Annotated in this window: 19 protein-coding genes, 5 tRNA genes and 1 pseudogene; 8 read left to right on the forward strand and 17 right to left on the reverse strand. The window is 55.7% G+C overall.

Translation table 11 applies throughout. From position 1 onward, the window contains the following. Window positions 1–148: 148 nt before the first annotated feature. The 8 genes and pseudogenes from proV to ACOTXC_RS02790 form a co-directional block, all read left to right on the forward strand. Window positions 149–1351 (forward strand): glycine betaine/L-proline ABC transporter ATP-binding protein ProV, encoded by a 1203-nt coding sequence (proV, locus tag ACOTXC_RS02755; protein WP_022649131.1) that lies wholly within the window; start codon window positions 149–151, stop codon window positions 1349–1351. Next, the gene (gene proW / locus ACOTXC_RS02760; RefSeq protein ID WP_023298447.1) at window positions 1344–2408 is read left to right on the forward strand and encodes a glycine betaine/L-proline ABC transporter permease ProW; all 1065 of its coding nucleotides are present in this window, start codon (window positions 1344–1346) and stop codon (window positions 2406–2408) included. Before proV ends, proW begins: the two co-directional genes overlap by 8 nt. Before the next feature lie 9 nt (window positions 2409–2417). Continuing rightward, the gene (gene proX / locus ACOTXC_RS02765) at window positions 2418–3413 is read left to right on the forward strand and encodes a glycine betaine/L-proline ABC transporter substrate-binding protein ProX (protein ID WP_017382774.1); all 996 of its coding nucleotides are present in this window, start codon (window positions 2418–2420) and stop codon (window positions 3411–3413) included. Window positions 3414–3587: 174 nt separating this feature from the next. Continuing rightward, entirely contained in the window at window positions 3588–4772 is a 1185-nt protein-coding gene (locus ACOTXC_RS02770) for an MFS transporter (protein WP_017692795.1), read from the forward strand. Between the two features lie 314 nt (window positions 4773–5086). Further along, window positions 5087–5617, forward strand: coding sequence for a multidrug efflux transporter EmrAB transcriptional repressor EmrR (gene emrR, locus ACOTXC_RS02775; protein ID WP_017694792.1), 531 nt, complete (start codon window positions 5087–5089; stop codon window positions 5615–5617). Between the two features lie 128 nt (window positions 5618–5745). After that, on the forward strand, window positions 5746–6918 hold the full coding sequence (gene emrA, locus ACOTXC_RS02780) for a multidrug efflux MFS transporter periplasmic adaptor subunit EmrA (RefSeq protein WP_022649133.1): 1173 nt from the start codon (window positions 5746–5748) through the stop codon (window positions 6916–6918). A gap of 16 nt (window positions 6919–6934) precedes the next feature. Next, on the forward strand, window positions 6935–8482 hold the full coding sequence (emrB, locus tag ACOTXC_RS02785; protein WP_022649134.1) for a multidrug efflux MFS transporter permease subunit EmrB: 1548 nt from the start codon (window positions 6935–6937) through the stop codon (window positions 8480–8482). A gap of 229 nt (window positions 8483–8711) precedes the next feature. After that, window positions 8712–8855, forward strand: a pseudogene (locus tag ACOTXC_RS02790) (hypothetical protein); the annotation flags it as partial. A 61-nt stretch (window positions 8856–8916) separates the two neighbouring features. Here the strand turns inward: ACOTXC_RS02790 and luxS are convergent. The 17 genes from luxS to ACOTXC_RS02875 form a co-directional block, all read right to left on the reverse strand. Beyond that, window positions 8917–9432 (reverse strand): S-ribosylhomocysteine lyase, encoded by a 516-nt coding sequence (luxS, locus tag ACOTXC_RS02795; RefSeq protein WP_003862180.1) that lies wholly within the window; start codon window positions 9430–9432, stop codon window positions 8917–8919. Between the two features lie 152 nt (window positions 9433–9584). Beyond that, entirely contained in the window at window positions 9585–11129 is a 1545-nt protein-coding gene (gene gshA / locus ACOTXC_RS02800) for a glutamate--cysteine ligase (protein WP_022649137.1), read from the reverse strand. 83 nt (window positions 11130–11212) lie between these two features. Continuing rightward, window positions 11213–11641, reverse strand: coding sequence for a YqaA family protein (locus ACOTXC_RS02805; protein ID WP_017692791.1), 429 nt, complete (start codon window positions 11639–11641; stop codon window positions 11213–11215). Continuing rightward, window positions 11638–12204: a fructose-1-phosphate/6-phosphogluconate phosphatase gene (yqaB, locus tag ACOTXC_RS02810; RefSeq protein ID WP_023298451.1), complete on the reverse strand. Its 567-nt coding sequence runs from the start codon at window positions 12202–12204 to the stop codon at window positions 11638–11640. Before yqaB ends, ACOTXC_RS02805 begins: the two co-directional genes overlap by 4 nt. A gap of 126 nt (window positions 12205–12330) precedes the next feature. After that, window positions 12331–12407: transfer RNA gene (locus ACOTXC_RS02815), tRNA-Arg, on the reverse strand. 64 nt (window positions 12408–12471) lie between these two features. Next, a tRNA-Arg gene (locus ACOTXC_RS02820) sits at window positions 12472–12548 on the reverse strand. Window positions 12549–12612: 64 nt separating this feature from the next. Then, window positions 12613–12689 (reverse strand) — tRNA-Arg (locus tag ACOTXC_RS02825). 64 nt (window positions 12690–12753) lie between these two features. Then, window positions 12754–12830, reverse strand: a tRNA-Arg gene (locus tag ACOTXC_RS02830). 4 nt (window positions 12831–12834) lie between these two features. Further along, a tRNA-Ser gene (locus tag ACOTXC_RS02835) sits at window positions 12835–12927 on the reverse strand. 342 nt (window positions 12928–13269) lie between these two features. Then, window positions 13270–13455 carry a carbon storage regulator CsrA gene (csrA, locus tag ACOTXC_RS02840; RefSeq protein ID WP_000906486.1) on the reverse strand — a complete coding sequence of 62 codons (186 nt, stop codon included), beginning with the start codon at window positions 13453–13455 and terminating at the stop codon, window positions 13270–13272. A 241-nt stretch (window positions 13456–13696) separates the two neighbouring features. Further along, the gene (gene alaS, locus ACOTXC_RS02845; protein ID WP_022649139.1) at window positions 13697–16324 is read right to left on the reverse strand and encodes an alanine--tRNA ligase; all 2628 of its coding nucleotides are present in this window, start codon (window positions 16322–16324) and stop codon (window positions 13697–13699) included. 131 nt (window positions 16325–16455) lie between these two features. Then, window positions 16456–16956: a recombination regulator RecX gene (recX, locus tag ACOTXC_RS02850; protein WP_017382782.1), complete on the reverse strand. Its 501-nt coding sequence runs from the start codon at window positions 16954–16956 to the stop codon at window positions 16456–16458. A 68-nt stretch (window positions 16957–17024) separates the two neighbouring features. Next, a complete protein-coding gene (recA, locus tag ACOTXC_RS02855; RefSeq protein WP_022649140.1) occupies window positions 17025–18083 on the reverse strand; it encodes a recombinase RecA in 1059 nt (352 codons plus the stop codon). 89 nt (window positions 18084–18172) lie between these two features. After that, on the reverse strand, window positions 18173–18670 hold the full coding sequence (pncC, locus tag ACOTXC_RS02860; protein ID WP_003862172.1) for a nicotinamide-nucleotide amidase: 498 nt from the start codon (window positions 18668–18670) through the stop codon (window positions 18173–18175). 130 nt (window positions 18671–18800) lie between these two features. Further along, complete coding sequence (locus ACOTXC_RS02865) at window positions 18801–19679, reverse strand: metal ABC transporter substrate-binding protein (protein WP_022649141.1); 879 nt, start codon at window positions 19677–19679, stop codon at window positions 18801–18803. A 14-nt stretch (window positions 19680–19693) separates the two neighbouring features. Then, a complete protein-coding gene (locus tag ACOTXC_RS02870) occupies window positions 19694–20554 on the reverse strand; it encodes a metal ABC transporter permease (protein WP_022649142.1) in 861 nt (286 codons plus the stop codon). After that, window positions 20551–21204: a metal ABC transporter ATP-binding protein gene (locus ACOTXC_RS02875; protein WP_022649143.1), complete on the reverse strand. Its 654-nt coding sequence runs from the start codon at window positions 21202–21204 to the stop codon at window positions 20551–20553. The genes ACOTXC_RS02870 and ACOTXC_RS02875 overlap by 4 nt, the downstream gene beginning before the upstream one ends. Window positions 21205–21387 lie beyond the last annotated feature (183 nt).

Consider the following 21387-nt stretch of genomic DNA (forward strand, 5'->3'; position numbering starts at 1 on the left):
AAATTCAGCCGTTTCGCTTGCGGTAAAATTCCGACCTCAGGCAGGTCCAGGGTTGTCTCAGATTCTGAGTATGTTAGGGTAATGCCAGTTAACTATTTACCATGGTAATCATATCGACATAAACAAATAACAGGACACTCTCTATTGCATGGCAATTAAATTAGAAGTGAAAAATCTTTATAAAGTATTTGGCGAGCACCCGCAGCGTGCTTTCAAATATATTGAGAAAGGCCTTTCGAAAGAGCAAATTCTGGAAAAAACCGGGCTATCGCTTGGCGTTAAAGACGCCAGTCTGGCCATTGAAGAAGGCGAGATTTTTGTCATCATGGGATTATCCGGTTCGGGTAAATCCACTATGGTTCGCCTTCTCAATCGCCTGATTGAACCCACCCGCGGACAGGTGCTGATTGACGGCGTTGATATCGCCAGAATATCAGACGCGGAACTCCGCGAGGTGCGCAGAAAGAAAATTGCGATGGTGTTTCAGTCATTTGCACTGATGCCGCACATGACGGTACTCGATAATACCGCCTTTGGCATGGAGTTAGCCGGCACGCCCGCTCAGGAACGTCAGGAAAAAGCCCTTGATGCATTGCGTCAGGTCGGGCTGGAAAATTATGCTCATGCGTATCCGGATGAGCTCTCCGGCGGTATGCGTCAGCGCGTAGGATTAGCGCGCGCATTAGCGATTAATCCGGATATTTTATTAATGGACGAAGCCTTCTCGGCGCTCGATCCCTTAATTCGCACCGAGATGCAGGATGAGTTGGTAAAATTACAGGCCAAACATCAGCGCACCATTGTTTTTATTTCTCACGATCTGGATGAAGCCATGCGTATTGGCGACCGTATCGCCATTATGCAAAATGGTGAAGTGGTGCAGGTCGGCACACCGGATGAAATTCTCAATAATCCGGCGAATGATTATGTGCGCACCTTCTTCCGCGGCGTGGATATTAGCCACGTATTCAGTGCGAAAGATATTGCCCGTCGAACACCAAACGGCATTATTCGAAAAACGCCAGGTTTTGGTCCGCGCTCCGCGCTGAAGCTGTTGCAGGACGAAGACCGTGAATACGGTTATCTGGTTGAACGCGGCAATAAATTTGTCGGCGTTGTCTCCATCGACTCCCTGAAAACCGCCCTGAGCGAAAACCAGGGAATCGATGCGGCGTTGATTGACGCTCCGCTTGCCGTGGACGCCGAAACGCCGCTCAGCGAGTTGCTCTCTCACGTGGGTCAGGCGCCGTGCGCCGTGCCGGTTGTCGGTGAAGAACAACAGTACGTTGGCATCATCTCAAAACGGATGCTGCTACAGGCTTTAGATCGCGAGGGGACAAACAATGGCTGATCAATCAAACCCATGGGGCACCACTGAAGCAGCGGACAGCGCGGCGCAATCTGCCGATGCGTGGGGGTCGACGCCTGCGCCTGCCGATGGCGGCGGCGCGGCAGACTGGCTCAACAGCGCACCGGCGCCTGCCCCAGAGCATTTCAATATTATGGATCCGTTCCACAAGACGCTGATCCCGCTGGATAGCTGGGTAACGGAGGGGATCGACTGGGTCGTTACCCACTTCCGTCCGGTGTTCCAGGGGATCCGTATCCCGGTGGATTACATCCTGAACGGCTTCCAGCAGCTGATGCTGGGCATGCCCGCGCCGGTGGCGATTATCCTGTTCTCGCTGATCGCATGGCAGTTCGGCAGCGCGGGTATGGGGATCGCCACGCTGATCTCCCTGGTTGCCATCGGCGCGATTGGCGCGTGGTCTCAGGCGATGATCACCCTGGCGCTGGTGCTGACCGCCCTGCTGTTCTGCGTGGCGATCGGCCTGCCGATGGGGATCTGGCTGGCGCGCAGCCCGCGGGCCGCAAAAATTATCCGCCCGCTGCTGGATGCAATGCAGACCACGCCAGCGTTCGTTTACCTGGTGCCTATCGTGATGCTGTTCGGCATCGGTAACGTACCGGGGGTGGTCGTGACCATTATCTTCGCCCTGCCGCCGATTATTCGCCTGACCATTCTGGGCATTAACCAGGTGCCTGCGGATCTGATAGAGGCATCACGCTCGTTTGGCGCCAGCCCGCGTCAGATGCTGTTTAAGGTTCAGCTTCCGCTGGCGATGCCGACCATTATGGCAGGTGTTAACCAGACGCTGATGCTGGCGCTGTCGATGGTGGTGATCGCCTCAATGATTGCCGTTGGCGGGTTAGGTCAGATGGTACTGCGCGGCATTGGCCGTCTCGATATGGGGCTGGCGACCGTCGGTGGCGTCGGGATTGTGATCCTCGCCATCATTCTTGACCGCCTGACCCAGGCTGTCGGTCGTGATTCACGCAGTCGCGGCAACCGTCGCTGGTATACCACCGGCCCTGTCGGGTTACTCACCCGCCCATTCACAAAATAAGGAACAACGATGCGACATAACGTACTTTTTGCCACAGCGTTTGCGACCCTTGTCTCCACCAGCGCAGTTGCCGCTGACCTGCCGGGCAAAGGCATTACCGTGCAGCCGGTGCAGAGCACCATTTCGGAAGAGTCCTTCCAGACCCAGATTGTCAGCCGTGCGCTGGAGAAACTGGGCTATACGGTGAATACCGCCAGTGAAGTGGATTACAACGTGGGCTATACCTCTATTGCCTCCGGCGATGCCACCTTTACCGCCGTGAACTGGCAGCCGCTGCACGACGATATGTATGCCGCCGCAGGCGGTGACAAGAAATTCTACCGCGAAGGCACCTTTGTGACCGGCGCTGCGCAGGGATATTTGATCGACAAGAAAACCGCCGATAAGTATCACATCACCAATATTGAACAGTTGAAAGATCCGAAGATCGCCAAACTCTTTGATACCAACGGTGACGGCAAAGCCGACATGATGGGCTGCTCGCCGGGCTGGGGCTGTGAAGCGGTGATTAACCACCAGAACAAAGCCTTCGATCTGGCGAAGACCGTCGACGTGAGCCACGGCAATTACTCTGCGATGATGGCCGATACCATCGCCCGCTTTAAAGAAGGCAAGCCGGTGATCTACTACACCTGGACGCCGTACTGGGTGAGCGACGTGCTGAAGCCGGGCAAAGACGTGGTGTGGTTGCAGGTGCCCTTCTCCTCCCTGCCGGGCGAGCAGAAAGATATCGACACCAAACTGCCAAACGGCATGAACTATGGCTTCCCGGTGAATACCATGCATATCGTGGCGAACAAAGCCTGGGCCGAGAAAAACCCGGCGGCGGCGAAGCTGTTCTCGGTAATGAAACTGCCGCTGGCAGACATAAACGCCCAGAACGCGATGATGCATGCGGGTAAATCATCCGAAGCTGATATCAAAGGCCACGTGGATGGCTGGATCAAAGCCCACCAGCAGCAGTTCGATGGCTGGGTGAAAGAGGCGCTTGAGGCGCAGAAGTAAAAATACTACCCCTCACCCTGCCCTCTCCCCAAAGGGGAGAGGGCAGGGTGAGGGGATCAAACCGCACCCAACCTAAACCGCACAATCCACCACGTAACAATCCCCCAACATTCACAATCATTGGTTATTATGTTTCCGGAAAAATAATCACTTAACTTACGATTCCTGAAACAAATGACAAAAACAACTCAAGGGCTTAGCCCCGCACTCATCCTTTTAATGTCCGTGGCAACGGGACTGGCCGTCGCCAGCAACTATTACGCGCAACCTCTGCTTGATACTATCGCGCGTGCTTTCGATCTTTCAGCCAGCTCCGCCGGCTTTATCGTCACCGCTGCGCAGCTCGGCTATGCGGCCGGGCTGCTGTTCCTGGTGCCATTAGGCGATATGTTTGAGCGCCGGATGCTTATCGTCTCCATGACGCTGCTGGCCGCAGGCGGGATGTTGATCACCGCCAGCAGCCAGTCGTTAACGATGATGATTATCGGTACCGCGCTGACGGGGCTGTTCTCGGTGGTGGCACAAATTCTGGTTCCCCTCGCGGCGACGTTGGCTTCCCCGGAAAAACGCGGCAAAGTGGTTGGCACTATTATGAGCGGCCTGCTGCTGGGCATCCTGCTGGCGCGAACCGTTGCCGGGCTGCTGGCGAGCCTCGGCGGCTGGCGCACCGTTTACTGGGTGGCAAGCGTACTGATGGTTATCATGGCGCTGGCCCTGTGGCGCGGCCTGCCAAAGGTGAAGCAGGAGAATCACCTGAACTATCCGCAGCTCCTCGCCTCCGTTTTCAGCCTCTTCACCCGGGATAAACTCCTGCGCACACGCGCCGTTCTGGGGTGTCTCACCTTCGCCAACTTCAGCATCTTATGGACGTCGATGGCGTTTCTGCTCGCCGCGCCGCCGTTTAACTACTCAGAAGGCGTGATTGGCCTGTTCGGGCTGGCAGGCGCGGCTGGCGCACTGGGCGCGCGCCCGGCGGGTGGCCTGGCCGACAAAGGTAAATCTCATATGACCACCTCCGCAGGGCTGGTTTTACTCCTGCTCTCATGGGCGGCTATCTGGTACGGACACGTCTCAGTGCTGGCGCTAATTGTCGGTATTCTGGTACTCGACCTCACCGTGCAGGGCGTTCATATCACCAACCAGACCGTGATTTACCGCGTGAAACCAGACGCCCGTAACCGTCTGACGGCCGGGTACATGACCAGCTACTTTATCGGCGGCGCGGCGGGCTCGCTAATCTCAGCCTCCGCCTGGCAGCATGCGGGCTGGACGGGCGTGTGCGCAATCGGCGCCATCGTGGCGGCGATAAATCTGCTGGTATGGTGGCGCGGCTATCACCGCCAGGAAGCAATTCACTAAGTTTTACATTGCTTTGGGCCCCCTGGGGTGTAAAGGGGGCCTGCATCTGTTAAGGTAACGGTAATCATTTATCCCAGAAATTTTACTGTGGGTGACATATTTACTACCGGCATGAATAGTTCAGACCCCTGTCCTCACATCCCCTCTTTCGCGGGTACACACCCCACACTTTCTGTGCTCACCGGGTCACGGATTTACCCGGCGCTTTCTGATGGTGACATACGTTTGGCGGATATAACCGCACAAATAATTCATTTACATTATTTGTCACTATCGTTACTATATCGGCTGTAATTAATGAGGTTATGCCCAAAATGGATAGTTCGTTTACGCCCATTGAACAAATGCTTAAGTTCCGCGCCAGTCGTCATGAGGACTTCCCGTATCAGGAGATCCTGCTGACCCGCCTGTGCATGCACATGCAGGGTAAGCTGCTGGAAAATCGTAACAAGATGCTGAAAGCGCAAGGGATTAACGAGACGTTGTTTATGGCGTTGATTACGCTTGAGTCTCAGGAAAACCACAGCATTCAGCCGTCTGAACTGAGCTGCGCGCTGGGTTCATCCCGTACCAATGCAACCCGTATTGCTGATGAGCTGGAGAAGCGCGGCTGGATAGAGCGCCGTGAGAGCGATAACGATCGCCGCTGCCTGCATCTGCAACTGACCGAGAAAGGTCACGAATTCCTGCGCGAAGTGTTGCCACCGCAGCATAACTGCCTGCACCAGCTTTGGTCTGCCCTCAGCACCGCCGAGCGCGACCAGCTTGAGCACATTACTCGCAAGCTGCTCACCCGTCTGGACCAGATGGATGAAGATGGCGTCATTCTTGAGGCGCTGCGCTAACGCGACGATCCGCTCAACATTCCAGATTGCAAAAGAAAAACTGACAGGCCAGCACGTGAAACTGCTGGCCTTTCTGACAACAGGTCGGCTCAGCCGATGTGAAAATAAAAAGATCGTGGAGAACAACAATGAGCGCAAATGCGGAGAACACCCCCCCGCAGCAACCGGTCAACAAGAAGGGCAAACGTAAGAGCGCCCTTATTCTGCTGACCTTGCTCTTTATTATTATTGCCGTGGCATATGGGATCTATTGGTTTTTAGTCTTGCGTCATGTTGAAGAGACAGACGATGCATACGTGGCAGGGAATCAGGTTCAAATCATGGCGCAGGTGTCAGGCAGCGTGACGAAAGTCTGGGCTGACAACACCGACTTTGTGAAAAAAGGGGATGTGCTGGTCACGCTTGACCCGACCGACGCCCAACAGGCGTTTGAAAAAGCACAGACGGCGCTGGCCTCCAGCGTTCGCCAGACCCGCCAGTTGATGATCAACAGCAAACAGCTTCAGGCCAATATCGACGTGCAGAAAACGGCCCTGGCCCAGGCGCAGAGCGACCTCAAGCGTCGTGTTCCTCTCGGCACCGCCAACCTGATTGGCCGTGAAGAGTTGCAGCACGCCCGCGATGCGGTGGCGAGCGCACAGGCGCAGCTGGACGTGGCGATCCAACAGTACAACGCCAACCAGGCGATGGTGCTGGGCACCTCTCTGGAAAACCAGCCGGCGGTGAAACAGGCGGCGACCGAAGTGCGTAACGCATGGCTTGCCTTGCAACGTACCAAAATCGTCAGCCCGATGACCGGTTACGTTTCCCGTCGTTCCGTGCAGCCGGGTGCGCAAATTAGCACCACCACGCCGCTGATGGCGGTCGTTCCGGCGAACAACCTGTGGGTGGACGCGAACTTCAAAGAGACCCAGCTGGCGCATATGCGTATCGGCCAGACCGCAACCGTGGTCAGCGATATCTACGGCGATGACGTGAAGTACACCGGTAAAGTAGTCGGTCTGGACATGGGGACCGGCAGCGCCTTCAGCCTGCTGCCTGCACAGAACGCCACCGGCAACTGGATCAAAGTGGTACAGCGCTTGCCTGTACGTATCGAGCTGGATCCTAAGCAGCTGGCAGACCATCCGCTGCGAATTGGCCTTTCCACGCTGGTGACGGTCGATACCGCCAACCGCGACGGTCAGATCCTCGCAAGCCAGGTGCGCAGCACGCCAGCTTATGAAAGTAACGCCCGTGAAATTAGCCTCGATCCGGTCAATAAGCTGATCGATGACATCGTGAAGGCAAACGCCGGTTAAGCCGAAGGTGAGCGTTATGCAACAGCAAAAGCCGCAAAAACCGCTTGAGGGGGCGCAGCTGGTCATTATGACCATTGCGCTGTCGCTGGCGACATTCATGCAGGTGCTGGACTCCACCATCGCAAACGTGGCGATCCCTACGATCGCCGGGAACCTTGGCTCATCGCTGAGCCAGGGGACCTGGGTCATTACCTCATTCGGGGTGGCGAACGCCATCTCTATTCCCATCACCGGCTGGCTGGCGAAGCGCGTCGGTGAAGTGAAGCTGTTCCTCTGGTCGACGATCCTGTTCGTGCTGGCCTCCTGGGCCTGCGGCATGTCCAGCAGCCTGACGATGCTGATTTTCTTCCGCGTCATCCAGGGGATTGTCGCCGGGCCGTTGATTCCGCTGTCGCAGAGTTTACTGCTGAACAACTATCCGCCCGCCAAGCGCTCCATCGCGCTCGCGCTGTGGTCGATGACGGTGATTGTCGCCCCAATTTGCGGGCCAATCCTCGGCGGCTATATCAGCGATAACTATCACTGGGGCTGGATCTTCTTCATCAACGTACCCATCGGTGCGCTGGTGGTGCTGATGACGCTACAGTCTCTGCGTGGTCGCGAAACGCGGACCGAACAGCGGCGGATCGACGGCATCGGGCTGGCACTGCTGGTTGTCGGCATCGGCAGCCTGCAAATCATGCTCGACCGCGGCAAAGAGCTGGACTGGTTCGCCTCTACGGAAATCATCGTGCTGACGGTGGTCGCCGTGGTTGCCATTAGCTTCCTGATTGTCTGGGAGCTGACGGACGAAAATCCGATAGTCGACCTCTCGCTGTTTAAATCGCGAAACTTCACCATCGGCTGCCTCTGTATCAGCCTCGCCTATATGCTCTACTTCGGCGCGATTGTTCTGCTGCCGCAGCTGTTGCAGGAGGTGTACGGCTATACCGCAACCTGGGCGGGGCTGGCCTCCGCGCCGGTGGGGTTAATTCCGGTTCTGCTGTCGCCGATTATTGGCCGTTTCGCCCATAAGCTCGACATGCGCAGGCTGGTGACGTTCAGCTTCATCATGTACGCCGTGTGCTTCTACTGGCGCGCGTATACGTTTGAACCGGGAATGGACTTTGGCGCCTCCGCGTGGCCGCAGTTTATTCAGGGCTTTGCTGTGGCGTGCTTCTTTATGCCACTGACCACCATTACGCTTTCCGGCTTGCCGCCTGAGCGGATGGCGGCGGCATCGAGCCTGTCGAACTTCACCCGTACGCTGGCGGGCTCCATCGGGACATCGATCACCACCACGCTGTGGACCAACCGGGAAGCGATGCACCATGCCCAGCTGACCGAAGCGGTGAACCCGTTCAACCCTAACGCTCAGCAGATGTATAGCCAGCTTGAGGGGATGGGGATGACGGAGCAGCAGGCGTCCGGCTGGCTTGCCCAGCAGATCACCAACCAGGGGCTGATTATCTCGGCAAACGAGATTTTCTGGATATCGGCGGGGATCTTCATCGTCCTGCTGGGGCTGGTGTGGTTTGCCAAACCACCGTTTGGTGCCGGTAGCGGGGGCGGTGGAGCGCACTAGCCCTGTGCACGGGTTGCCCGGTGGCGCTACGCTTACCGGGCCTACGAACGTAGGCCGGATAAGGCGTAGCCGCCATCCGGCAAAACACCGCACCATGTCCAAAACGCGACAGCGATTGTCAGTTCCGATAAAGCAGCGCGCCTGAAATTGATTCACGAGAGTGAAAAGATAACAGGAGCGTACCATGCTGAACACACCCGCGCCACGCGCTGGCTCTCGACAGACTTACGTCGAAGTGAGCACGCCGAACGTCTATCTCGACCAGATCGAATATTTCTGCCACCACTTCAGCCGCCGCAGCGACGTCTGTATCAGCGTGCATCCGCAAAACGATCGCGATACCGGCGTCGCCAGCGCGGAGCTGGCCGTGGTTGTCGTCATCAGTATTGTAGGCCCGGTCAGCGAAGCGCCACCGGGCATCCACAGGCAAAATACTAAATGTGCAGTTCCTGAAGTTTTTCTTTTGGCAGGGCCAGCTCGTCGTTGCTGTTTACACGAACATCACGTTCGATGATATGGCGGGCAATCTCCTGAGCTTCTTCCAGAGAGTGCATCTGGTAAGTGCCGCACTGGTAAACGTTCAGCTCTGGGATCTGGTTCTGCTCTTTCACCTTCAGCACGTCTTCCATGGCCGCTTTCCACGCATCCGCGACGCGTTTCTCTTCAGGCTGACCAATCAGGCTCATGTAGAAACCGGTGCGGCAGCCCATCGGAGAGATATCGATGATCTCCACGCCGTTGCCGTTCAGGTGGTCGCGCATGAATCCGGCGAAAAGGTGTTCCAGCGTGTGAATGCCTTTCTCTGGCATCACTTCTTTATTCGGCACGCAGAAGCGCAGGTCGAAAACGGTGATCGTGTCGCCGTGCGGCGTGTTCATGGTCTTCGCCACGCGGACTGCTGGTGCTTCCATACGGGTATGGTCGACAGTAAAGCTATCTAATAACGGCATACGTCACCTCCGATAGTGATTTTTTTTAAAATAAACTGAACTCTTCTACAGAATGCGCGTCTGAGTATATGAAAGACGCGCATTTGTTATCATCATCCCTGAATTCAGAGATGTATATTTTGGCCACAGCGATGTGGCCTTTTTCTTTTGGTTCAGGCCTGCTTCGCCAGAAACGCCTCAAACGACTCCGTATCCGCCGCTTCGACCTCTTTCTGACGCACAACGGACGCATCGCGCTCTGCCACAAAATCCGCTTCGCTCAGGATCTCTAACGGCTCCTGCATCAGCATCTCACGGTACTCCGCTGAGAGTGAACGCCCTGTGCCACCAATTCCCTGTTCAATCATAGAACGCAGAATACGTGCTGAGAATGTCAGTTCCGGGTTATCGAAGCTTTCAACCAGTTCGTCGCAGACCTTCTGGTAAGCTTCGCCGCCGTACACGCTATCCAGCGTCTGGGCTACGCGCTTCAGGTCATGGAACAGATCCTTCCCTACCTTAGACAGTGGGAACTGGGCCGTTTCACAGCCAATACCTAACGTCAGACCCGGCTTGCGCCCTTCCAGAATCACGCGATTCCAGTTGGCACGAGTACACAGCAGTTCGTCGGAACTCATTTCCGGCGCATCCGCCAGTACGCACCAGACCATAAACAGGTCAAGGAAGCGAACCTGCTGCTCGTCAACGCCAATCGGTGAGAACGGGTTGATATCCAGCGAGCGCACTTCAATGTATTCGATCCCGCCGCGCTGTAGCGCATCCGACGGCGTTTCACCGCTGCGCGTCACGCGCTTCGGACGAATCGGCGCATACAGTTCATTTTCAATCTGCAATACGTTGGTGTTAATTTGCAGGCGCTTGCCGTCTTTTTCGAGGCCGATTTTTTCGTACTCTTCCGACGGGGTTTTTATCGCCCGCTTCAGGCCTGCCACATATTCGTGCAGATCGTTAAACGTAATTCCGAGATTGCTTTGCGACTTATTGGTATAGCCAAGGTCGCTCAGGCGCAGCGAGGTCGCGTACGGCAGATAGTACATGCCACACTCGGTCTTCTCGAACGGCAGCGTGGTCGGTTTCCCTTGCAGGAACGAAGAACAAATGGCCGGGGACGCGCCGAACAGATAAGGAATAACCCAGCCAAAACGGTAGTAGTTGCGGATCAGGCGGAAGTAGCCCGCGGAGATCGCTTCTTTATCCGTTTCACCGCACTTCGCCTGCCAGAACGCCATCGGCAGAGAGAAATTGTAGTGCACGCCAGAGATCGTCTGCATCAGTGCGCCGTAGCGATTTTTCAGTCCTTCGCGATACAGCGTTTTCAGCCGTCCAATATTCGAGGTGCCGTACTGAGCCAGCTCGATATCCTGCCCCTGCTCGATATAGCACGGCATGCTGAGCGGCCACATACGCTCGTCGCCGAGGTTGCGGGCGGTGAAGCGATGCACGTCGCGCATGATCGTCAGCATATGATCAATATCACCGTCTACTGGCGTAATGAACTCCAGCAGCGCTTCGGCGAAATCGGTTGTGATCCATTTATGTGTCAGCGCCGAGCCTAACGCCTTCGGGTGTCCCGTAGTCGCTAAGCTACCATCCGCATTTACGCGCAGCGTTTCGCGCTCAAGCCCACGCTGAATCCCCTTCAGTGCCTGAGGGTGATTTTCCAGCCAGGCCAGCGCCTGTGATACGTCCGGGATCAATTTGACCTCCCGCCTGTCAAAAAATTGTCACTCAGCATAATTGTAATGGTTGACGATTGAAGGTCGCGAATTCATTCCACCAATTAGTGCCACCACGTCATACCCTGTAGTGTTACCCATGCCAGTAAAACATAGCGTAACGCCTTGCCAAGGCACAAAAAAAAGAGCACCGGTCCCCAGGAGATGCGCATCCATCCCGCCAGCAGACACAGTAAATCGCCTATTACAGGCATCCAGCTTAATAACAGCGTGGCAGCGCCATAGCGTTTTAGCCAGCCCACTGCCTTTTCCTGCCAGCGAGATTTTTCGCGTAGCGGAAAGAAACGTCCAAGAATAACGTTAGTCAGCCCTCCAAGGCTATTACCCATTGTTGCTATTAAGACCAGCAACCAGGGCTGACTCACGCCGGACAACAGCATCGCCACCAGCACCACTTCCGAATTCCCCGGTAAGAGGGTGGAGCTTAAAAAACTGCTGGCGAATAATGAAGCGAGTGACAGCGCGTCACTCACAGTAAGCGAACATCCACCGCCGCCATTCCGGCATCACGCGCGGCCTGAATGCCAAAATCAGCATCTTCAAACACCACGCATTTTGCAGGTGGTACACCCATTAATTCTGCACAGCGCAGGAAGGTATCCGGTGCGGGTTTGTGATGTTTAACATGATCGGCGGCAACGACGGCAGAAAAATAGTGGCGCAGGCCAAGGTGTTTGAGTAGCGCTTCAGCAATCGCGCTCTCGCTGCCCGTACCGACAGACATAGGACGACGGCCGTGCCACTCCTTGACGACGTCAATGAGTGGTAAAGGCTGCACGGTGTCTAACAGTATGGCTTTTACCGCGTCGGTTTTTTCACGCGCGAGCTGGTGCGGGTCGAGATCGGCCTGATTCAGCTCAATCACGGCCTGTGCGATACGCCAGGTGGGCGATCCGTTGAGGGCAATCATCGCCTGTAAATCGAAGCGCATACCGTAACGGCCCAGGACTTCGGCCCAGGCCTGACGATGCGTGGGTTCGGTATCCAGGAGGGTGCCGTCCATGTCGAAGATCAAACCGTCATACTGTGCGTACATCGTGCTCTCGCTAAACGATTAACAAAGCATTACTTTATCGTAAAAGGGGATTTTTGTCGCTGATTGCGAAGTGATAACAATGAGAGTGATTAAGAACTAAACATCGAAGGGGATCACAAGAAGAGATGGTGCATCCGGGAGGATTCGAACCTCCGACCGCTCGGTTCGTAGCCGAGTACTCTATCCAGCTGAGCTACGGATGCATCGGGATTTGCTGCTGTACTTCTCGATACTCATATCACTTCAAAAGCAATATGAATTAAAAAATGGTGCATCCGGGAGGATTCGAACCTCCGACCGCTCGGTTCGTAGCCGAGTACTCTATCCAGCTGAGCTACGGATGCATCGGGATTTACTGCTGTACTTCTCGATACTCATATCACTTCAAAAGCAATATGAAGTAAAAAATGGTGCATCCGGGAGGATTCGAACCTCCGACCGCTCGGTTCGTAGCCGAGTACTCTATCCAGCTGAGCTACGGATGCATCGGGATTTACTACTGTACTGCTCGATATTCATATCACTTCGAAAGCAATATGAAGTAATAGATGGTGCATCCGGGAGGATTCGAACCTCCGACCGCTCGGTTCGTAGCCGAGTACTCTATCCAGCTGAGCTACGGATGCAAAATGGCGGTGAGGCGGGGATTCGAACCCCGGATGCAGCTTTTGACCGCATACTCCCTTAGCAGGGGAGCGCCTTCAGCCTCTCGGCCACCTCACCACACAACGCCTCTTTCGAGTGCTTCGAGCAACTCGTTAAGAGCTTCTCGTCGCTGCGTGGCGCATATATTACTTTCTGGGACTTATAAGTCAAACAATTTTCCACATGCTTTTTTCGTTTGCACAATTCGCACGCAATTCGCATGTAAAAGCCGCAAAGAGAGTGTTTTATAAGCGGATTTTGCAGGCATCTTCACAGAATTGTGTTGAGAGAAGCGCGTCATTTGGATGAGATAAGATTATGAGAGTGGTCAAAAACGAAGCGTTTGAAATAGAACGGTAACTTTATGCAGGAAAAATAGCGGGAGGGTTGCGTCTCGCCCGACAGCGAGACGCGACAATATCAGTAACTGGACTGCTGGGATTTTTCAGCCTGGATACGCTGGTAGATCTCTTCACGGTGGACAGATACTTCTTTAGGAGCGTTAACACCAATACGTACCTGGTTACCCTTTACCCCTAAAACTGTCACGGTGACCTCATCCCCAATCATGAGGGTCTCACCAACTCGACGAGTCAGAATCAGCATTCTTTGCTCCTTGAAAGATTAAAAGAGTCGGGTCTCTTGTATCCCGGCATTATCCATCATATAACGCCAAAAAGTAAGCGATGACAAACACGTAAAGTGTAAGCAGTCACGGCATCACATTCTGTTAAACGTAAGTTTAGCCGATATACACAAACTCAACCTGACTTTATCGTTATCGATAGCGCAGTGAGCAAGACGCCATAACGTTACCGCTATGGCGTCTGCTTGTGCTTTGTAGTTATTACAGTTTCGCGCTTACCCAGCTTTCAACGCTGGCTAATGCCGCGGGAAGTGCCGCCGCATCCGTACCACCGGCTTGCGCCATGTCCGGACGACCGCCACCTTTGCCACCCACCTGCTGGGCGACCATGCCAATCAGTTCCCCTGCTTTGACACGATCCGTCACATCCTTAGAGACGCCCGCAATCAGAGAAACCTTACCCTCTGCGACCGTTGCCAGCACGATAACCGTCGAACCAAGCTGGTTCTTCAGATCGTCGACCATGGTACGCAGCATCTTAGGCTCAACGCCCGCCAGGTCGCTGACCAGCAGTTTGACGCCCTTAATGTCTACCGCTTTGCTGGAGAGGTTTGCGCTCTCCTGCGCCGCAGCCTGTTCTTTCAGCTGCTGGAGTTCTTTTTCCAACTGACGGGTACGATCCAGCGCGACACGCACTTTCTCGCCCAGGTTCTGGCTATCGCCTTTCAGCAGCTGCGCGATCTCGTGCAGCTGGTCGCTCTGCGCATGCAGGCTGGCAATTGCACCTTCCCCGGTCACCGCCTCAATACGACGCACGCCTGCCGCCGTACCCGACTCGGAAACGATGCGGAACAAGCCGATGTCACCGGTGCGGGATGCGTGAGTACCGCCACACAGTTCGGTAGAGAAGTCGCCCATGCTCAGCACGCGAACGCGGTCGTCATATTTCTCGCCAAACAGCGCCATCGCACCTTTCTTCTTCGCTGCCTCAAGATCCATGATGTGGGTTTCGATTGGCAGGTTACGGCGGATCTGGGCATTCACCAGGTCTTCCACCGCACGAATTTCAGACGGCTTCATCGCTTCAAAATGCGAGAAGTCGAAACGCAGCACTTTGTCGTTAACCAGAGAACCTTTCTGTGCAACGTGCGTACCCAGCACTTCGCGCAGGGCTGCGTGCATCAGGTGGGTTGCCGAGTGGTTCAGACGAATGCGCGCGCGGCGAGCTTCGTCAACGTTGGCCTGAACGCCCTCGCCCACTTTCAGAGAACCGGAAACCAGTTTGCCCTGGTGACCAATTGCCTGACCGTATTTCTGGGTATCGCTTACGCTGAAGCTGAAGCCATTGCCTTTCAGTTCGCCTTTATCGCCAACCTGGCCGCCGGATTCCGCATAGAACGGTGTTTTATCCAGGATAACAACCGCGTCCTGACCTGCGCTAATGCTGTCTACGGCTTTACCGTCAACAAACAGCGCGGTCACGTTGCTGGTCAGAGCCAGCTCTTCGTAGCCTTTAAATTCAGACGCGCTATCAACGCGGATCATCGCGTTGTAGTCCGCGCCAAAACCGCTGGATTCACGCGCACGACGACGCTGCTCTTCCATTGCGGCTTCAAAGCCTGCTTCGTCAACTTTGATGTTGCGCTCGCGGCAAACGTCCGCCGTCAGGTCAACCGGGAAGCCGTAGGTGTCGTACAGGCGGAAAGCGGTTTCGCCATCCAGCGTGTCGCCCTTGAGTTTCGCCAGCTCGTCGTCCAGCAGCGCCAGTCCGCGCTCCAGCGTACGGGCAAACTGCTCTTCTTCGGTTTTCAGAACCTGTTCAACCTGCGCCTGCTGGCGTTTCAGCTCGTCACCGGCAGAGCCCATCACGCCAATCAGTGGACCAACGAGTTTATAGAAGAAGGTGTCCTTCGCGCCCAGCATGTTGCCATGACGGATCGCACGACGAATGATACGACGCAGCACATAGCCACGGTTTTCATTCGACGGGATAACGCCGTCAGCAATCAGGAACGCACAGGAACGAATATGGTCTGCGATAACGCGCAGTGATTTGTTGTTCAGATCGGTTGCGCCCGTCACTTCGGCAACGGCTTTGATCAGGGTGCTGAACAGGTCAATCTCATAGTTGGAGTTAACGTGTTGCAGAACGGCCGCGATACGCTCAAGACCCATACCGGTATCTACGGACGGTTTTGGCAGCGGCTCCATGGTGCCGTCGGCCTGACGGTTGAACTGCATGAAGACAATGTTCCAGATCTCAATGTAGCGATCGCCATCTTCTTCCGCGCTTCCCGGAGGGCCGCCCCAGATGTGGTCACCATGATCGTAGAAGATCTCGGTGCACGGACCGCAAGGGCCAGTGTCGCCCATCTGCCAGAAGTTATCAGACGCGTAAGGCGCGCCTTTGTTGTCACCGATACGGATGATACGTTCGCGAGGGATACCCACTTCTTTTTCCCAGATGTCGAACGCTTCGTCATCGGTCTCATACACGGTCACCCACAGACGCTCTTTCGGCAGATTAAACCAGTTTTCACCGGTCAGCAGTTCCCACGCATATTGAATGGCGTCGTGTTTGAAGTAGTCGCCGAAGCTGAAGTTACCCAGCATTTCGAAGAAAGTGTGGTGGCGCGCGGTGTAACCGACGTTTTCCAGATCGTTGTGTTTACCGCCCGCACGCACGCAACGCTGTGAGGTTGTGGCGCGGGAATAATTACGCTTGTCGAGACCAAGGAACACATCCTTGAACTGGTTCATCCCGGCGTTGGTAAACAGCAGAGTCGGGTCATTGTTCGGTACCAGGGAGCTGCTGGCAACAACCTGGTGTCCCTTACTATGGAAAAAATCGAGAAACGCCTGACGGATCTCAGCGGTGCTCTTGCTCATAATTATCCTGAAATCAAGCTAACGAAATGTCGCAGCAGATCTGTATCTGTAAACAGTTGGACGGACCAGCTACTGGAAAAAGTGGGAATAAGATAAGTTTTCTTTAGTGGGAAGTAAAATCCCGCATGCGTTCAATCGGTAAAATTACGCCAGATATCCTGAATATCTTCCATCAGGAAGCCGCGGTAGAGCAAAAAGCGCTGGATTTTAACTTTTTCTGAAAATTCACGCGGCAGCGGCTCACCGTACTTTCGTACCGCCTGCTCACGCGCCAGTTCGCACCAGTCGATTTCACTTTCGCGCATGGCTTTTTCAATCGATTCACGGGCTACACCTTTCTGGTTCAGCTCCTGGCGGATACGCGCTGGCCCATAGCCTTTACGACCACGGCTGGCAAGAAAGCGAGCGGCAAAACGGCCGTCATCCAGATAGTGATGCTCGTAGCACCAGGCAACCACACGGTCATAATCTTCCGCGGTGGCATCAATGTCTTCCGGACCGTTTTTGCTCATGACGGGCGCTGACAGTTTCCGCCGCAGCTCCTGTTCGCTATGGTCACGCACGGCAAGAATACGCACGGCCCGATCCAGCAAGCGTGAGTAGGCTGGTCGGCGTGATGTCGGTTCACTCATAAAAAACCTGTCGATTCAGAAATGCAAAAAGGGCCGCATCAGCAGCCCTTCATTTTTATCCGAGAGGATTAAAAGTCTTCGTTGGTTTCTTCAGCATCCGCGCCGTCGACCACGAAATCAGGTTTAGAGTCCTGGTTGCTCAGCAGGAGTTCACGCACCTTCTTCTCAATCTCTTTCGCCGCCGCCGGGTTCTCTTTCAGCCAGGAGATAGCATTCGCTTTACCCTGACCAATCTTGTCACCGTTGTAGCTGTACCATGCGCCCGCTTTTTCAATCAGCTTCTCTTTCACGCCCAGGTCAACCAGCTCGCCGAGGAAGTTGATACCTTCGCCGTAGAGGATCTGGAATTCAGCCTGTTTGAACGGTGCTGCGATTTTGTTCTTCACAACCTTCACGCGGGTTTCGCTACCGACGACGTTATCCCCCTCTTTCACCGCGCCGATACGGCGGATATCCAGACGGACAGAAGCGTAGAATTTCAGAGCGTTACCGCCGGTGGTGGTTTCCGGGTTACCGAACATTACACCAATTTTCATACGGATCTGGTTGATGAAGATCAGCAGCGTATTGGACTGCTTCAGGTTACCCGCCAGCTTACGCATCGCCTGGCTCATCATACGTGCCGCGAGGCCCATGTGAGAGTCACCGATTTCACCTTCAATTTCCGCTTTTGGCGTCAGCGCCGCAACGGAGTCGACGATGATCACGTCAACCGCACCTGAGCGCGCCAGCGCGTCACAAATTTCCAGGGCCTGCTCGCCGGTGTCCGGCTGTGAGCACAGCAGGTTGTCGATATCAACGCCCAGTTTACGGGCATAGACCGGGTCCAGCGCGTGCTCGGCATCGATAAACGCACAGGTTTTACCTTCGCGCTGTGCCGCCGCAACAACCTGCAACGTCAGGGTGGTTTTACCCGAGGATTCCGGACCGTAGATTTCTACGATACGGCCCATCGGCAAACCGCCAGCGCCCAGTGCGATATCAAGAGAAAGCGAACCAGTGGAGATAGTTTCCACATCCATGGAACGGTCTTCACCCAGGCGCATGATGGAGCCTTTACCGAATTGCTTTTCGATCTGGCCCAGTGCTGCCGCCAACGCTTTCTGTTTGTTTTCGTCGATAGCCATTATTACTCCTGTCATGCCGGGAGAAGCAACTGCGCTTCACCATGGACTTCTGTTCTGTTGAGGCAATTATACTGTATAGTCATACAGTATCAAGTATTTTGTAGAAATTGTTGCCAGAGCGTTTTTAACGCGTATTCCGTTGCCTGACGACGCACGCTTTCGCGATCGCCGCTGAAGCATTCCCGGCGGGTGATCCCTTCACCTTTTGAGGTGGCAAAGCCAAACCAGACGGTGCCGACAGGCTTCACGTCGCTGCCGCCGTCCGGCCCCGCGATACCGCTGATGGAGATAGCGTAATCTGCGCGCGCCTCTTTCAGCGCGCCAATCGCCATTTCGATCACCACCGGCTCGCTGACCGCGCCATGCTGCTCAAGCGTGGCTTCACGCACGCCAATCATCTGCGCTTTAGCCTCGTTACTGTAGGTCACAAAGCCGCGTTCAAACCAGGCGGAACTGCCAGCAATATCGGTAATTGCTTTCGCCACCCAGCCGCCGGTGCAGGATTCTGCGGTCGTAAGAGTCGCGCCGCGCTGTTTCAGCGCCAGCCCCACCACTTCGCTTAGCTGCATCAATTCATGGTCAGTCATTCTCGCTCCAGGCCTTAGAAAAACATGCAGCACAAGATAGCACTTTCTCATCAAATATGGGGATGCGCGTCGGGTTTTACGAGGGGGCTTCAGAAAAAAGCCGATGCGGGCGCACCGGCCAGAGAGACGCTTATTTCATGCTGTTAGCGAGGGTATCCACATTGTGGCGAAACGCCTTGACGTAGGTGTCCGCCACGCCGCCCTTCGCGGACAGCGCTTCCGGGTAAAGTTCACCGCCCGGCTGGGCGCCCGTGGCGGTCGCAATCTGCTTCACCAGGCGCGGATCAAGCTGGTTTTCCATAAACCAGGTTTTCACACCGTCAGCTTTAATCTGATTGATGATCTCCGCTACCTGCGCCGCGCTGGCTTCACTCTCAGACGACAGCCCCTGCGGCGCCATAAACGTCACGCCGTAGGCGCGGCTGAAATAGCCGAAGGCGTCGTGGCTGGTCAGCACTTTGCGCTTCGCCTGTGGGATGTCGCTGAAACGCTTTTTAGCCCAACCGTCCAGCTGAGAGAGCTGCGCAATATAGGGTTTACCGGTAGCTTCAAGCGCCGCCGTATCTTCAGGATCGGCCTTCACCAGCCCTGAGAGAATATTTTGCGCATACAGCGCGCCGTTCGCCGCGCTGTTCCACGCGTGCGGATCGGTCACGGTTTTACCGTCCTCTTCCAGCGTGTGCGTTTTCACGCCGTCCGAAGCAACCACCAGCTGGCCTTTGAATCCGGAGGCTTTCACCAGACGATCGAGCCAGCCTTCCAGCCCCAGCCCATTGACTACCACCACGTCGGCTTTACTCAGCGCCGCGCTGTCTTTGGGCGAGGGTTCGAAAGTATGGGGATCACCGTCCGGCCCCACCAGCGTCGTCACCTTCACACGATCGCCGCCAACCTGCTGCGTGATGTCTCCCAGGATGGAAAAGCTGGTCACCACATTAAGCGTTTTCGCCATTACGCCGTGCGTCATCATGCCGAGCGCGAGCGCCACGGCTAACCCTGTACGTTTCATCGTTTCCCCTTGCGTTAAAAAAGCGCCCGCAGGCTATCCGCCAGCCTGCTGCGCGTGCCAAATAAAACGGAAATAAAGAACAATGCGCTGGCGGTCAGCACAATGGAGGGCCCGGCGGGCAGACTCACTGCCCAGGAAAGGCTTAAGCCCAGCCACGCGCAAAAAATACCGCTGATACCCGCCATCAAAAGTAACCCTGGCAGGGTGCGCACCCAGCAGCGTGCCGCCACGGCGGGTAACATCATCAGCCCGACGGCCATCAACGTGCCGAGCACCTGAAAACCGGCCACCAGGTTGAGCACCAGCAGCGCCAGAAACAGACCGTGTAACATCCCGGGCAGCCAGCGCGCGTTCACCTGCAACCACGCGGTATCGAACGCTTCGCTGACCAGCCCCCGATAAAACATCGCCAGCGTGAGGAGCGTGAACATGCAAACGCCCGTCACGAACAGGGCTGACGCGCTATCCACGGCGAGAATGGAGCCAAACAGAAGATGAAGCAGATCGACATTTGAACCGCGCAGCGACACCAGCGTGACGCCCAGCGCCAGGGAACCCAGGTAAAACCCCGCGAAGCTGGCATCCTCTTTAAGCGGCGTGCGGCGGCTGACCAGCCCGGCCACCAGCGCAACGGCGATCCCGGCAATAAACCCGCCGACAGTCATTGCCAGCAGCGACATACCGCTGAGCAGATAGCCCACCGCGACACCCGGCAAAATGGCATGAGAAAGGGCGTCCCCCATCAGGCTCATCCGACGCAGCTGAAGGAATACCCCCAGCGCCGTGGTGCTGACGGAGAGCGCCAGGCAAACCACCAGTGCACGGCGCATAAAGCCGTACTCAATAAACGGCTGGAAGAATGTATGCCAGATCATGCCACCCTCACCCGCTCGGTTTTCCATTGGGGACTATCAGCGTCCAGACGTAACGTCTGCGGGAAGTGACGTGCTACGCGCTCGCTGTCATGCAGAACCGCCAGCAGGGTCTGCCCCTGCATATACATCTCCAGCATCAGATCCATCAGCACGTTGCAGGTCGCTTCATCAACGCCGGTGAAGGGTTCGTCCAGCATCACCAGCGGTGCCTGCTGCACTAAAACGCGGGCAAACAGCATGCGCTGGAATTGCCCGCCGGAGAGTTCATCGATGGTGGATAACGCCATGGACGCCAGCCCCACGCGCTCAAGCGCGCCGGCAATGCGCATGCGGGTATCCCGACGAAAACCGGCAAATAGCGAGATTTCTGGCCAGCAGCCCATGCTCACCACGTCCTGCACGGTCAGAGGAAATTGCGCCTCCAGCGCGTGACGCTGCGCCAGCCAGCCCACCACCGGACGTCTCCCCTGCCAGCGAAACGTACCGCTGACGGGCGGAAGAAAGCCAGCGAGCGTTTTCAGCAGCGTGGATTTGCCGCAGCCGTTGGCCCCGACGATGGCGGTCATGCTCCCGCGTTCAATCACGCCGGACAGTGCGCGCGTAACGGGCTGGCGATCGTAACCCGCCACCAGGTCGTTCATCACGATCATGGCAACGCCACCGCCCAGCGCACGGCCAGGCCGAGAAACAGAATGAGCACCAGCGCCAGCAGCAGACGAACCGGGGATGAGAGAGAAAACAGGGACATGGATATCTCAATTAAAAATTATGTTATAACATAACAATAATGAAAGACGATTAAGATGTAAACGGCGGGAGTGAAATGGGAATGT

The organism is Enterobacter cloacae complex sp. IR5428 (assembly GCF_049238585.1).
In the GTDB taxonomy this organism is placed as follows: domain Bacteria; phylum Pseudomonadota; class Gammaproteobacteria; order Enterobacterales; family Enterobacteriaceae; genus Enterobacter; species Enterobacter intestinihominis.